Annotated in this window: 9 protein-coding genes; 3 read left to right on the top strand and 6 right to left on the bottom strand. The window is 73.5% G+C overall.

Features of this window, described 5'->3' with window-relative positions:
* A partial coding sequence (locus ABT263_RS37125) for an ABC transporter permease (protein ID WP_352297909.1) occupies window positions 1-2,577 on the top strand: 2,577 nt, incomplete at its 5' end.
* Between the two features lie 100 nt (window positions 2,578-2,677).
* Here ABT263_RS37125 and ABT263_RS37120 read toward each other — a convergent pair.
* The 5 genes from ABT263_RS37120 to ABT263_RS37100 all read right to left on the bottom strand — a co-directional run bounded on the left by ABT263_RS37120 (window position 2,678) and on the right by ABT263_RS37100 (window position 8,460).
* Window positions 2,678-3,325 carry an HNH endonuclease family protein gene (locus ABT263_RS37120; protein WP_352297907.1) on the bottom strand — a complete coding sequence of 216 codons (648 nt, stop codon included), beginning with the start codon at window positions 3,323-3,325 and terminating at the stop codon, window positions 2,678-2,680.
* A gap of 442 nt (window positions 3,326-3,767) precedes the next feature.
* A complete protein-coding gene (gene efeU / locus ABT263_RS37115; protein ID WP_329486013.1) occupies window positions 3,768-4,616 on the bottom strand; it encodes an iron uptake transporter permease EfeU in 849 nt (282 codons plus the stop codon).
* A gap of 51 nt (window positions 4,617-4,667) precedes the next feature.
* Window positions 4,668-5,993, bottom strand: coding sequence for an iron uptake transporter deferrochelatase/peroxidase subunit (gene efeB / locus ABT263_RS37110; RefSeq protein WP_352297905.1), 1,326 nt, complete (start codon window positions 5,991-5,993; stop codon window positions 4,668-4,670).
* A gap of 144 nt (window positions 5,994-6,137) precedes the next feature.
* A complete protein-coding gene (gene efeO / locus ABT263_RS37105; RefSeq protein WP_352297902.1) occupies window positions 6,138-7,283 on the bottom strand; it encodes an iron uptake system protein EfeO in 1,146 nt (381 codons plus the stop codon).
* Window positions 7,284-7,635: 352 nt separating this feature from the next.
* Window positions 7,636-8,460, bottom strand: coding sequence for an ABC transporter ATP-binding protein (locus tag ABT263_RS37100; RefSeq protein WP_352297899.1), 825 nt, complete (start codon window positions 8,458-8,460; stop codon window positions 7,636-7,638).
* 277 nt (window positions 8,461-8,737) lie between these two features.
* On the opposite strand from ABT263_RS37100, the gene ABT263_RS37095 reads away from it, so the two are divergent.
* Window positions 8,738-10,987, top strand: coding sequence for an amino acid adenylation domain-containing protein (locus tag ABT263_RS37095; RefSeq protein WP_352297897.1), 2,250 nt, complete (start codon window positions 8,738-8,740; stop codon window positions 10,985-10,987).
* Window positions 10,988-11,033: 46 nt separating this feature from the next.
* Here ABT263_RS37095 and ABT263_RS37090 read toward each other — a convergent pair whose 3' ends face one another.
* Window positions 11,034-12,362, bottom strand: a complete 1,329-nt coding sequence (locus tag ABT263_RS37090) for a hypothetical protein (protein WP_352297894.1) — start codon at window positions 12,360-12,362, stop codon at window positions 11,034-11,036.
* Between the two features lie 431 nt (window positions 12,363-12,793).
* On the opposite strand from ABT263_RS37090, the gene ABT263_RS37085 reads away from it, so the two are divergent.
* A complete protein-coding gene (locus ABT263_RS37085) occupies window positions 12,794-14,386 on the top strand; it encodes a M4 family metallopeptidase (protein WP_352297892.1) in 1,593 nt (530 codons plus the stop codon).
* The last annotated feature ends 114 nt before the right edge of the window (window positions 14,387-14,500 follow it).

The following is a 14,500-nucleotide window of genomic DNA, read 5'->3' as shown; positions in this document are numbered from 1 at the left end:
TACCGCACCGCACTGCGCAACGTGCTGGCCCACAAGGGCCGACTCCTGATGACGGCCCTCGCCGTCATGCTCGGCACCGCCTTCGTCGCCGGCACGCTCGTCTTCACCGACACCCTCGGCAACGCGCTGCGCTCCCAGAGCGCCAAGAGCTACACCGACATAGCCGTCACCATCAGTGACCGCAGCGCCGTCGACCGGGGGTACGACCTCAGCGGCGGGAGCACCACCGACCCCACCCTGACCGAGTCCACCCGCAAGGCGGTCGCCCTGCTGCCCGGCGCCGCCGAGGCCCGCGGCGTGGTCACCGGCTTCGCCGGCATCGCCGACCGCAAGGGCGCACTGATCGGCGACGGCTTCTCGACCACCGGCACCAACTACGTGCCGGGCGCCGACGGCACCGACCCGCGCTACCCGCTCGTCGACGGCCGCGGCCCGCGCGGCTCCGGCGAGGTGGCGCTGGACGTGAAGACCGCCGACAAGGGCGGCTACAAGGTCGGCGACACCGTCCGGGTGGCCGTCAACGGCCCGGTCATGGAGCTGAAGCTCACCGGCACCCTGCACACCAACGACCCGCGCGTCGTCTCCGGCGGCTCGCTCGCCGCCTTCGACACCGCCACCGCCCAGCAGCTCTACCTCAGCCCGGGCCGCTTCGCCGAGATCGACGTCAAGGGCCGGCCCGGCGCCGACGACCGCGCGCTGCTCACCGCCGTCCGGCAGGCCGTCCCGCAGGACGACTCGATCGAGGCGAAGACCGGCCGCGAGCTGGCCGACGAGCAGGACCGGATGATCCAGGAAGGCACCAAGGGCATGAGCGGCGTGCTGCTCGGCTTCGCCGCGATCGCGCTGTTCGTCGGCATCTTCATCATCGCCAACACCTTCACCATGCTGGTCGCCCAGCGCACCAAGGAGCTCGCCCTGCTGCGTGCCGTCGGCGCCAACCGCAGGCAGGTCACCCTCTCCGTGCTGGTCGAGGCGCTGCTGGTCGGCCTGACCGCCTCGGTGGCCGGACTGCTCGCCGGCATCGGCATCGCCACCGGCCTGCGCGCGCTGCTGAACGGACCGATGGAGGCCAACCTGCCGGACGGCCCGCTGGTGGTCGCCCCGTCCACGGTGCTCGTCTCGGTCGCCATCGGAGTGCTGGTGACGGTGCTCGCCGCCTGGCTGCCCGCCCTCCGCGCCTCCCGGATCGCCCCGGTCGCCGCGATGAGCTCGGTCGAGCAGCCGGCCACCCAGAAGAGCCTGCGGGTGCGCAACACGATCGGCCTGCTGTTCGCCGCGGCCGGCGTCGGCGGCCTGCTGGCCGGCGCCGCCGGCAAGGAGGGCAAGCTGGTCGGCGCCGGCGCGGGCGCGCTGCTGATCGGCGTGTTCGTGCTGACCCCGCTGCTGGCCCGGCCGCTGATCGCGCTGTTCGCCCCGCTGCTGCGCAGGCTGTACGGGACGCCGGGCAAGCTGGCCCGCGAGAACGCCGTGCGCAACCCGCGCCGCACCGCCGCCACCGCCTCGGCCCTCACCATCGGCGTCACCCTGATCACCGCGCTGACCGTGATCGGCGCCTCGGTGAACAAGGCCGTGGACGAGGAGACCGAGAACGACACCAAGGCCGACTACACCGTCGCCATGCAGAACTCCTCGATGCTGTCCCCCGAGGTCGCGACGCAGGTCGCCCGGACTCCGGGCGTGAGCGCGATGAGCGTGGTGCGCAGCGTCCTGGTCGGGACCGGCGACGCGGCCGGCACCGGCGACCGCGACGACCGCGAGGTGGTCACCTCGGTGGACGCCGCGACCATCGACCAGCTGGCCACCATCACGGTGAAGGCCGGTAGCGCGGACGCGCTGAAGCGGGGCGAGCTGCTGGTCGGCTCCGGCACCGCCGACCGCCTGCGCCTGAAGCCCGGTGACCCGCTGGCCTTCACCTACCCGGACGGCACCGAGGGCTCGCTGACCGTCGGCGGCGTGCTGGAGGCCGGCACCGCGCTGGCCGGTCTGGTCGCCCCGGACTCCGTGGTCGGCCCGCACGCCGCACCCGGCACCGGACCGCAGAAGGTCCTGGTCAAGGGCGTGAACGGCGCAGACGCCAAGCTGAAGCAGGCCCTGCGCGACGCCACCGGCGGCAACCCGCTGATCGCCGTCAAGGGCGAGAAGGACATCAAGGCGGAGAACCGCCAGCTGGTCACCGCGGTGCTGAACATCATGTACGGCCTGCTGGGGATGTCCGTGGTGATCGCCGTCCTGGGCGTCGTCAACACCATGGCGATGTCGGTGTTCGAGCGCCGCCGGGAGATCGGCATGCTGCGGGCGATCGGCCTGGACCGGCGCGGCATCGGCCGGATGGTCCGGCTGGAGTCGCTGATGATCGCGCTCTTCGGCGGCGTGGTCGGCGTGCTGCTCGGCATCGTGACCGCCTGGGCGGGCACCCGCACGATGGCGGACACCTTCAAGGGCATCACCACGGTGGTGCCGCCGGTCCAGATCCTGGGCTTCCTGGTCGCCGCCGCCGTGATCGGCCTGCTCGCCGCCCTCTGGCCGGCCCGCCGGGCCGCCCGGATGGACATCCTGGGCGCGATCAAGAGCGAGTAGCGCCCCGGGAGGACCACCGACACGCGAAGAGCTCCGCCCGCCGGGAAGGACCCGGCGGGCGGAGCTCTGTGCATGAACGATTCGTCAGCAGTGGGTCCGGTCAGCAGCCGTTGAGGATCGAGGAGAGGGTGCTCTTCTCGGCGGTGTCCACGGAGAGGCCGTAGAAGTACTTCACCTGCACCCAGGCGCGGGCGTAGGTGCAGCGGTAGGAGGTCTGCGGCAGCCAGTGGGCCGGGTCCTGGTCGCCCTTGGAGCGGTTGGAGCTCGCGGAGACGGCCAGCAGCTGCGGGCGGGTCAGGTCGTTGGCGAAGGCCTTGCGCTGGTCCGTCGTCCACGCCCAGGCACCGGAGCGCCAGGCCTCGGCCAGCGGCACCAGGTGGTCGATGTCGAAGGAGGAGGCGTTGGTGGTGGTCGCGTTGTCGTAGACCGAGGACCAGGTGCCGCTGACGGAGGCACAGGCGGAGTCGGTGACCACGCCGCTGCCGTCGCGCTTGAGGACGGTCTCCCGGGTGTTGCAGGTGCCGGCGATGGTGATCCAGTGCGGGAACAGCGTCCGGTCGTAGGTGTCGTCGTGGGTCTCGGCGCCCGTCGCGATGGAGGCCAGGTAGGTGCGGGCCGTCGCGGCCGAGACCGGCGTGGGCAGGGCGGCCTGGGCGGTGCCGGCGCCGGCCAGCAGCGCGGTGAGGGCGAGCAGCAGGGCGCCGAGGGCGGCCGGCAGGGCGCGGTGCAGCGTGCGTATCGCAGGCATACGGGGACTCCAGAGTCGGTGTGAGGGCAGGCGGAAGCCCCCGGGCGGAAGCGGCCCGGGCAGGCAACCAGCATGGCGCGTCGGGGGTTTACGCGGGTAGACCCTGGGATGAACTTTTTGACCGGTGGTCAGCTCGGCGCCGGGTACCGCGCTGGCGCCGCGCCGCGCGGGGCGCGGCCGCACGGCGCTGTGCGGTGCCGTACGCGGTGGGAGCACCGGGCGGGCGGCACGCCGGGCGGCGCCCCCGGGGGTGATGACGGGGATCGGTCCCGCCGCCCTCGCCGTCCTCCTCCTGGCGTACGGGCCGCCGCGGTAGCGCGGCAGTCCGCGGCACCGTGAACGGACGAGACCCCGGACATGCCGAACCGCCCCGTCCGGCGGCGGCCGGGCGGGGCGGTTCGGGTGCTGTGCGGTTGCTGTGCGGGTGGGGGCCGGTGGGCCGTCAGGCGGCGGTCTTCGCCGGTCCGGCGTTCGCGAGCGGCTTGGCCGGGCGGCCGCCGAAGAGACCGAAGAAGATCGCCAGGGTCGGGATCAGGTACGCCGCCCAGACGACCAGCTGGAGGACGGTCGGGTCGGGCTGGAAGTTGAAGACGCCCTTCAGCAGGGTGCCGTACCAGCTGTCCTTGGGGATGGTGCTGCTGATGTCGAAGGCCTGGCTGTGCAGGCCGCCGAGCCAGCCGGCCTCCTGGAGGTCGTGCACGCCGTAGGCGAGCACGCCGGCCGCGACGACGACCAGCATGGCGCCGGTCCAGGTGAAGAACTTCGCCAGGTTGATCCTGAGCGCGCCCCGGTAGAACAGCCAGCCGAGCACCACCGCGGTGGCCAGGCCCAGGGCCGCGCCGATCACGGGGTTGTAGCCGTCGTCGGTGGCCTGCACCGCCGACCAGATGAACAGCGCGGTCTCCAGCCCCTCCCGGCCCACGGCCAGGAAGGAGGTGACCACCAGCGCGAAGGTGCCCATCGCCATCGCCGCGTCCAGCTTGCCGTGCAGCTCGGTCTTCAGGTGCCGGGCGGTGCGCCGCATCCAGAACACCATCCAGGTGACCAGACCGACCGAGATGATCGACAGCGAGCCGCCGAGCGCCTCCTGCGCCTCGAAGCTCAGCTGCGAGGAGCCGAACTGCAGGACGGCGCCGAAGGCCATGCTGAGGACGACGGCCGCCACCACGCCCGACCAGACCGGCAGGAGCTTGTCCTTGCGGCCGGTCTTGACCAGATAGGCGATCAGGATGCAGACGACGAGGCTCGCTTCGAGGCCCTCGCGCAGGCCGATCAGGTAGTTGCCGAACACGCTGGCTCCTGGGGGTGAAGAGGTGGTACGCGGGTGGGCGGGAGCGCCAGGTCAGCCGAAGAGGGCCTGGCCCCACCACTCGCCGGGCTTGCGGACGCCCGCCGGGCAGGCGAAGTGGGCGGAGCCGACGTGCTGGATGTACTCGTTGAGCTTGTCGCTGGAGGCGAGGCGCTGCTGGAGGGGGACGAACGCCTTGCGGCTGTCCCGCTGGTAGGCGAGGAAGAACAGGCCCGCGTCCAGGCGGCCGAGGCCGTCGGTGCCGTCGGTGAAGGAGAAGCCGCGGCGCAGGATCATCAGGCCGTTGTTGCTGTCCGGGTGGGCCAGGCGCACGTGGGAGTCCTCGGGCATCGCCTTGAGGTCCGGCGCGTCGTGCTCCTTGGGCTTGCCGTACGGCGCGCCCTCGCCCTTGGTGCGGCCGAAGACGTCCTCCTGCTCCTTGAGCGAGGTACGGTCCCAGGTCTCGATGTGCATCCGGATCCGGCGGGCGACCAGGTAGGAGCCGCCGGTCATCCAGTCCGGGCCCTCGCCGGGGGCGACCCAGACGTGCTCGGCGAGCTTCGCCGTGTCGCTGCCGGCGATGTTGTGGGTGCCGTCCTTGAACCCCATCATGTTGCGCGGGGTCTGCGCGTCCGGGGTGGTCGAGGACGTCTTGCCGAAACCGAGCTGCGACCAGCGGATGTTGACCGTGCCCATGCCGATCCGGGCCAGGTTGCGGATCGCGTGCACGGCGACCTGCGGGTCGTCGGCACAGGCCTGGACGCAGAGGTCGCCGCCGCTGCGCTGCGGGTCGAGCTTGTCGCCCTTGAAGTTCGGCAGGTCGATCAGGGCCTCGGGGCGCCGGGCCTTGAGGCCGAACCGGTCCACGCCGTCCTTCTCGAACAGGCCGGGGCCGAAGCCGATGGTGAGGGTGAGCCGGGAGGCGGGCAGGCCCAGGGCCTCGCCGGTGTCGTCCGGCGGTGCCTCGGGCAGGCCGCTGGCGGCGCCGGTGCCGACCTCGCGCCCGCCCGTCATCGCGGCGGCGGCCTTGGTCCACTCCTTGAGCATCTTCACCAGCGACTCGCGGGTGGCGGAGGCCGAGACGTCGAAGGAGGCGAAGTGCAGCCGGTCCTGGACGGGGGTGGCGATGCCCGACTGGTGCTCGCCGTAGAAGGGGATGTTCGCGGGGGCGGCCGCCGGCGCGGGGGTGTCGTCGTCCTGCCGGGTGGCGGCGGCCACCGAGCCGACCCCGGCGGCACCGATCGCGACGCCCGCGCCCGCCCAGCCGATCACGGCCCGGCGGCTGATCGGGCCGCGGTCGGCACCGCCCCGCCCACTCGCGGTGGCGTCGGCGTCGGTGCCGGCCGGCGTCCCGCTCTGCTGCTGGTTCTCGGCGTCCATCGACGGGCGGCCCTTCTCTGCGCTGACTCACGGATGCCGTGGCGGCCACGGGGGCCGCCACGGCGATGTGGTGGAGGCTAACCCGGCTACGGGAGCCGACACCTCCTGGGGTCCTGCTTGTCGACCGGTACTGCGGGTCGACCGTTACTTGACGACGACCGCGGCGGCCAGCTTCGACAGCGGCTCGCCCAGCGAGTTCACCGCGTCGGAGAAGGTCTTGCGCTCGGCCTCGGTGACCTTGTCGTAGGAGGTGTAAGCGCCGTCGGCCTGCTTGTACTTGGCCAGCAGCGCCTGGATCGCGGTGAACTCCGCGTCCAGGGTCTTGGCCAGCTCGGCGTCCTTCTCCAAGGCGACCGGCTTGAGCAGCTCGTAGGCCTTCTGCGCACCCTCGACGTTGGCGGCGAAGTCCGCCAGGTCGGTGTGGCTGTAGCGGTCCTCCTCGCCGGTGATCTTGTTGGTGGCGACCTCGTCCAGCAGCTCCTTGGCGCCGTTGGCCATGCTGGTCGGGGTGATCTCGGCCCCGGGGATCTTCTTCTGCCAGTCCTTCAGGTCGGCCACCAGCTGGTCGGCGAGCTTCTTCTCGTCGTCACCGATCTTGGCGTCGGCGAAGAGCGACTTCTCCAGCTTGTGCCAGCCGGTCCACTCCTGCCCCGGCTCCAGCTTGTCCTCGCGGGTGTCGGTCTTCGGGTCGACGTCACCGAAGCTCTCGGCGACCGGCTCGGTGCGCTCCCAACCGGTGCGGGACGGGGCGTAGAGCGGCTTGGCCTTCTCCACGTCGCCGGACTTGATCGCGGCGGCGAACGCCTCGACGGCCGGGATGGTGGCGTCGGCCTGCTCCTGGGCGTACGTGCGGTAGGCGTCGACGGCCGCGGTCAGCCGCGGGTCGGTCGAGGCGCCCGAGGCGGCGGCGTCACCGGTGACGGTGATCTTCTGACGGATGCCGTCGCCGACCATGCCCGGCTTGCAGGCGACCTCGTACGAGCCGGCCTTGATCTCGGCGTTGATCGACGCCTTGGTGCCGGGGCCGATGTTCTCGCGCTCGGTGATGATCTTGTCACCGTCGCCGTAGACGTAGACCTCGGTGGTCTTCGAACCCTTGTTCGCGATGTCGATCACGACGTGGCCGGCCGGGAAGGTCGTCTTGGAGACCTCACAGGCGGTGTCGGTGGCGTTCACCTTCACGGCGTCGGCCGAGGCCTTGTCGTCCTTCTTCTGCGAGCAACCGGCCAGCGCGGCGGTCGCCACGGCGAGGGTGAGCAGCGCGGCGGCAGTGGAACGACGGGCGGACATGAGGGCTCCAGCGGGAAGGCAGACGGTTCAGGGCATGACTGAGGGTGGGTACGGAACCGGGGTCACCGGCTCCCCCCACCCACTTAGCTAAGGCATACCTTAGGGATATCTGATTTCGCCGTCTACACCGGGGTCGACTTCGATCCCCGCAGGTGGGGATGGGCCGGGCGGTCGGGGTGCCGTCAGCGCACCGACCGATTCCGGCCACCACCGACCGGCCGCCCTCAGCGACGCGGGCCCTCCTCGGCTCCTGGTCTCCTCGGTTCCTGTCCTCAGCGGCTCCTGCCCTCAGCGGCTCCTGCCCTCAGCGGCTCCTGCCCTCAGCGGCTCCTGCCCTCAGCGGGCAGTCTCCTCAGCCGCCGGGCGTGCGGCGGGCGGCCGCGCGGGCGCTCCAGCGGCCCTCGTGCCGGCTGATCCGGATCGGGTGGCCGAAGCAGGCGCTCACCAGCTCGGTGGTCATCACCTCGTCCACCGGCCCGGCCCCGACGCACTCGCCGTCACGCAGCAGCAGCGCGTGCGTGGTGCTCTCCGGCAGCTCCTCCAGGTGGTGCGTGACCAGCACGCTGGCCAGCTCGGGGTGCTGATGGCGCAGCAGGTCCAGGCTGTCGAGCAGCAGCTCGCGGGCCGTGAGGTCGAGCCCGGTGGCGGGCTCGTCGAGCAGCAGCAGCCGGGGACTGGGCATCAGGGCGCGGGCGATCAGGGCCCGGCCGCGCTCCCCCTGGGAGAGGGTGGGCCACGGGGACTCCGCCATGGCCGTCATGCCGAGGGTCTCGATCAGTCGTTCGCAGCGGTCGAGCTCCTCGGGGGACGGCTTGCGGTGCAGGTCCGGTTCGATGGTGTTGGTGAGGCCGGTCAGCACCACCTCGCGCACGGAGAGCGGCGAACGCAGCGGGTGGCGCGGGTTGACGTGACCGAGGTGGGCACGCAGCTCGCGGATGTCGACCCGGCCGAGCCGGCGGCCCAGCACGTCGACCGTGCCCCGGGTGGGGTGGGAGACCGCGCCGAGCAGCGCCAGCAGCGTGGACTTGCCGGCGCCGTTGGCACCGAGCAGCGCCCAGTGTTCGCCGGGCTCGATGGTGAGGTCGATCCCGCGCAGCAGGTAGCGGCCGTCCCGGACGACGTCGACGTCCCGGGTGCGCAGCAGCGGGCCGGCGGGCAGCGGTTCGGACGTGCTCATGGCGGGCGGGCCTCCGTGGGATCGGCGCCGGACAGGGTGCGGGCGCGGCGCCGCACCGGGCGGGCTGGCACCGGCCGTCCGCGTGCAGAGTACAACCGTCGGAGCGGCGGCGGCCCGGAGTGTCCGAGGTGTGGACCGGCTCCGGCGGTCGCCCCGCTCCGGGGCGCGTGGGGGCGGGCCGGGGCGCGGACCGACCGGCCGGTCCGCACGCCCCTGTTCGTGGCGGGCGGTTGGCGGGAGGATCGGAGCGGAGCACGATGCGAAGGGGGCTGGACGGATGGGGTGGGACGCGGAACCGGCGGGGCGCGCCGGAACGCTGCACGGGCGGTTCGAGGAGCAGGCGCGCCAGACGCCCGACGCGGTCGCCGTCCGCTGCGGCGCGCGGGAACTGACCTACGGTGAGCTGGACGCGCGGGCGGACCGGCTGGCCCGCCACCTGGCGGCGGCCGGGCTGGAGCCCGGCGGCCGGGCCGCGGTGGCGCTGGGCCGGGGCACCGAAGTGTTCGTCGCCCTGCTCGCGGTGCTGAAGGCCGGTGGCGCGTACGTACCGCTGGAGCCGGGGGCGCCCGACCCGCTGCTTCGCCATGTGCTCGCGGAGGCCGATCCGGCCGTCGTGGTGACCGAGGAGAGCCACCGGGTGCGACTGACGGACGCCGGCGGACGGGCCGTCGTCTGCGTGGACGCGCCGGCCGGGACGGGCGAGGCGGCGACGGTCGGAGCGGGCGAGGCGGCGACGGCCGGAGCGGGCGAGAAGGTCGGAGCCGTCGGGGCTGTCGGGGCCGGCGCCGCAACCGAGGCGGTCACCGCGCTGCCCACCGGTCCGCCGGTGGTGGCCACCGGCCCGGACGACCTCGCCTGCGTCTTCTTCACCTCCGGATCGACCGGACTGCCCCGGGGCGTGCTGATCGAGCACCGCAACCTGCTGGCCGCCTACCGCGGCTGGCGCTCGGTCTACGGGCTCCGCGCCTCCGACCGGATCCTGCAGACGGCGAGCCTGGAGTTCGACGTCTTCACCGCGGACTGGGTGCGCGCGCTCTGCACCGGCGCCACCCTGGTGGTCGCACCGCGCAACCTCACCCTGGACCGCAGCGCCGACATCGCCGACCTGCCGGCCCTGGTCGCCGCCGAGGGCATCACCGTGCTGGAGCTCAACGTCCGCACGGCGCGCCGCCTGCGGACGCACCTCGCGGCCTCGGGCGGGGCGCTGACCGGTGTGCGGCTGCTCACCGTGGGCGCCGAGAAGTGGTACCTGGACGAGCAGTTGGGCCTGCAGGGGCTGCTCGGGGCGGACGTCCGGGTGCTGAACGTGTACGGCCTCGCCGAGGCCTCCGTGGACAGCAGCTACTTCGACGCGGCCGGGGCGACCGGCGGCGAGGGCAGCGAGCGGGTCTCGCTGGTCGGCCGGCCGTTCCCGGGCGCCCGGGTCCATGTGCTCGGCCCGGACGGCGAGCCCGCCCCGAGCGGGACGGTCGGCGAGATCGCGGTCGCCGGCGCGGGCCTGGGCCGGGGCTACCTCAACCGGCCCGAGGAGACGGACCGCCGGTTCCGGCCCGCGGCCTTCGACCCGGACGGCCGGGTCCTGCTGACCGGCGACCTCGGGCGGATCCGCGCGGACGGCGTACTGGAGTTCACGGCCCGCGCCGAGGCCGTGGTGGGGCCGGTCGGCTCCGCCCGGGCCGCCGCCGTGGTCGAGCGGGTCACCACGGCCGCGGCCGCCGAGGGCGTACTGCGCTCGCACCCGGCGGTCCGGGAGGCCGCCGTCGCCGAGGTGGAGCCGGAGCCCGGGCGGCGGGCGCTGGTCGGGTACGCGGTGACCGACCCGGAGGCCGAAGGGGCGGACGCGTGGTCGCTCTCCGCCTACCTGACGAAGCGCCTGCCCGCCGGCGACCTGCCCACCGCGGTGGTGCCGCTGTCGGCGCTCCCCCGCACCAGGGCCGGCAAGCTCGACCGCGGCTCCCTGCCGCTGCCGGCGCCGCGCGACTCCACCGGCCCCCGGGCCGGGAAGGCCGGCGCGGGCGGCTCGGCCGGTCACAAGGGCGCCGGCTTCAAGGGCGCGGGCGGGCCCGCCGGCTCCGGCCGGGCGGCCGGCGCCGGCGGGCCCGGCCTGTCTGGCTGCGGCTGGCTCCTCGTCGCCCTGCCCTTCGCCTTCGCGGCCTGGCTGCTCACCGACTCCCTCTGGCCGGGCTCCACCGACCTGTCCCGGGTGCCGGACCCCTTCGCCTCCTACTTCCACGCCCTGTACATCGCCGAGTGGCTCTCGTTCGGGCTGGGCGCGGCGTTCCTGCTGGCCGGGTGGCCGATGCTCACCGCGCACGGCAGGCCGCGGGGACTCACGCTCGCCACCCACCTGTCGGTGTTCTGGCTGCTGGCCTCCTGGTGGCCGCAGGACAACCTGTACCGGACCAGCTCACCGGTGGACTGGTCGCGGCAGTCGCTCCTGGTCTACGTCTTCAACGTCGCGCTGATGCTCGCGGCCGTGGTCGTGGTCCGCTTCCTCGCCTGGCACCCGCCGTCCGCGCGGAGGTGAGGCGGCGGCGGGTCGAGGCACCCCGGCCCGGCCGGTCCGGCACCCCTCAGCGCAGGGCCTCGAACATCCGGCCCAGCGCGTGGTTCCCGGCTCCGATCAGCGCCTGCGCGGCCTCCAGCGCCTCGGCCTCGCGCGCGGCGAGGGCCAGTCCGACGGCGGGCTCCGGCTCGTAGCCCGCCGCCGCGACCAGCGGCAGGACGGTCACGCCGAGGCGGGCGCAGCGCGGGCGCAGCCGGTCCAGGTGGTCGTGGAGCGCCTCCTGGGAGATCCGGGCGCCGAGCGGCAGCGCGTCCAGGGTGCGGACCAGGTGGCCGGGGCCGCGGACCAGGTCCAGCCGGGCCCGCAGCACGAAGGCGATCGCCGGGCCGGTGAGCCGCAGGTTGATCTCGGTGGGGGCGAGCCGGCGGTCCCGGTCGGTGACGAAGTCGACGTCGTACCAGCCCCGGTGGCCCTCGGCGGCGAGCCGCTCGCCGACCGCGAGGCCGAACCGTTCGGCGATCGCCACCGCGCCGACCGGCACCACCCCCGGGCCGACCGTCACCCCCTGGTAGCGGGTTCCGTGCACCGCCATCTCGCCGACGCCGACCGGGTGGACGCGGCCGTCGTCGCCGACCACCGCGTCGAAGGTGAGGTCGCGCAGCCGGTCGGCGCGGCCGCCGTCGATGTACTCCTCCAACAGCACGTCCCCACCGGGCGCCGGCAGTTCGGCCCCGGTCAGCCGGCGCAGCAGGGCCCGGCCGCCGCCGGCCGCGAACACGTCCTGCGGGGTCACCACGACCGTCCCGTAGCCGCCGACGCCGTGCGGGCTCTTCAGCACGGTGGTGAGGCCGCGGCTCGCGCGGGCGGTCAGCCGGCGGGCGGCGCGGCGCCGGGAGCCCGGCTGCTCCTGGTGGGGGACGACGATCCCGTGGTGTTCCGGGGCCAGTTCGGTGAACAGGGCGTGCGCGGCGGCCTTGGACTCGTAGCGCCGCACGGCCGCCAGCTCCGCGCCCTCGCCCTGGGCCGCCGTCCGTCCCCACGGCAGCACCGGGAGACCGGCGGTGGCGATCCGCTCCGCCAGGGCCGGCCGGTCGGCGAGGGCCTGGGCGAGCGTCCGCTCCGGCGCGATCCCGCTGTACAGCTCGACCGGCCCCCACTCCAACTCCCGTGCGAGCCAGTCGATCCAGGCCCGCTCGACCTCGCCCGGCAGGACCAGCAGCGCGGGCTCGGGGCTGTAGCAGCTCGCCATCCCGGCGTAGTGGTGTGCCTGCCGCAGGCGCCGGGACCGCTGGTCCGGGTCCGTCCCCGGCGCGAGGAACTGCTCGTTGAAGTCGGCGACGTTCCCGAGGTGCACCGCCCGCCGCCCGCCCGTCCAGGCGCCCAGCCATCCGTCCATCCCGCGAGCGTACGGGCCGGCGGGACCGCCCGCAGGGGATCGGCGACACCGGGCGACGGCGCTCGCACTCGGTCCCGCGGGGAGGGGCAGTCGGAGGGGCGGGTCAGGGGCACAGGTCAGCGGCACCGGCCAGCGGCACCGGCCAGAGGCACCGGTCAGCGGCACCGGTCAGCGGCGCGGGAGGCCGGTGCCGGCGGGGGCCGAACCCTCCGCATGCAGAGCGGCCAGTTCACCGTTGGCGAAGGCGCGGCGTCAGAGGTACCGGGTCGTCACGGTGGGCTCCCGCGCCATTTGTTCACTACCTATCAAGTTCGATCAGGACAGAACACGGAATGGTCAAGGTCTCTTCAAGCCTCTAGCCAACGTTGTCAGTTCACCGTCAAACTCTGACCCAGCTCGTATCCCTGCAGCTACCCCCGACTGGAGTCAGAGTGAGCCCCATCTCCTCTCACCGCCGCAAGCTCGCGGCCGGAGCCATAGCGGTCACCGCCGCACTCGTGGCCGCCACCTTCCAGACCGCCACGGCGTCGGCCGCCCCCACCGACCACGCCGCCGCGATCGCCCAGGCCAGGGCCAACGTCACCCACAACGCAGGGGTGTTCGGCTTCGGCGACGGCCAGGACCTCCAGGTCAAGGACGTCATCATCGACGCCGACGGCACCCAGCACGTCCGCTTCGACCGCACCTTCCAGGGCCTGCCCGTCGTCGGCGGCGACCTGGTCGTGCACCAGGACGCGCGCGGCCGGCTCAAGGACTCCTCCCGCGCCGCCGCCCACGAGGCCGCGGTGGCGTCCATCGTCCCGAAGGTCCCGGCGCAGACCTCCGCGAGCCGCGCCCTCCAGTCCGCGCCGTCCATCGGCTCCGCGACCAGCTCCCCCGAACTGGTCGTCTGGGCCGCCGACGGCACGCCCCGCCTCGCCTGGAAGACCACCGTCGCCGGTGTCGGCGACCACGGCCAGCCCGCCGGGAAGGTCGTCGTCACCGACGCCTCCACCGGCGAGCAGATCGAGAGCTACGACTCCGAGCACCAGGCCACCGGCACCGGCCACTCCGAGTACACCGGCGACATCACCATCGACACCACCGCGCAGTCCGGCGGCTTCGCGCTGATCGACCCGGTGCGCAAGCACACCACCAGGGACGCGCACAACGTCTCCGCGGGCTCGCTCAAGGCGAGCTCCGGCACGCTGTTCACCGACACGGACAACACCTGGGGCGACGGGAAGAAGTTCTCCACCGACCGCGCCACCGCCGCCGTCGACGCCCACGCCAACACCGCCTGGACGTACGACTACTACAAGAACACCTTCGGCCGCAGCGGCATCAAGAACGACGGCAAGGGCGCCACGGTCTTCGTGCATGTCGGCACCGACTGGGACAACGCCCAGTGGTCCGACAGCTGCTTCTGCATGATGACCGGTGACGGCGACGGCTCCAAGGACCCGGAGCAGGTCGACCTCGACACCATGGGCCACGAGATGACCCACGGCGTCACCAGCGCGACCGCCAACCTGCGCTACAGCGGCGAGTCCGGCGGCCTCAACGAGTCCACCAGCGACATCTTCGGCACCATGGTCGAGTGGTACGCCAACAACAAGGTGGACACCCCCGACTACCTGTTCAGCGACCAGTCCACCCCGCCGTGGCTGCGCCGGATGGACAAGCCCTCGCTGGACGGCGGGTCCGCCGACTGCTGGACCAGCAAGGTCGGGCAGCTCGACGTGCACAACTCCTCGGGCGTCGGCAACCACTTCTTCTACCTCGCCAGCGAGGGCAGCGGCAGCAAGACCATCAACGGGTTCACCTACAACAGCCCCACCTGCAACCAGTCCACGGTGACCGGCATCGGCAACCAGAAGGTCGCCAAGATCTGGTACCGCGCGCTGACCGTCTACATGACCTCCACCACCAACTACAAGGCCGCGCGCACCGCGACCCTGAGTGCGGCGAAGGACCTGTACGGCGCGACCAGCACCGAGTACAAGGCCGTCGCGGCCGCCTGGAGCGCCGTCGCGGTCAGCTGACGACCCGCTCCGCGCACCAATGGCGGCCCGGGGGCCCCGGGGGGCGCCCGGGGCGGGGGCGCGCCCGCCGGGGCCCGCCCCGCGGGAGGGCCCCCCCCGGGGGGACCCCCCGGG

This window comes from Kitasatospora sp. NPDC001603 (assembly GCF_040298365.1).
Lineage (GTDB): Bacteria > Actinomycetota > Actinomycetes > Streptomycetales > Streptomycetaceae > Kitasatospora.
Note: the sequence above shows the minus strand (reverse complement) of the source record. Positions and strands in the feature narration are given on the sequence as shown.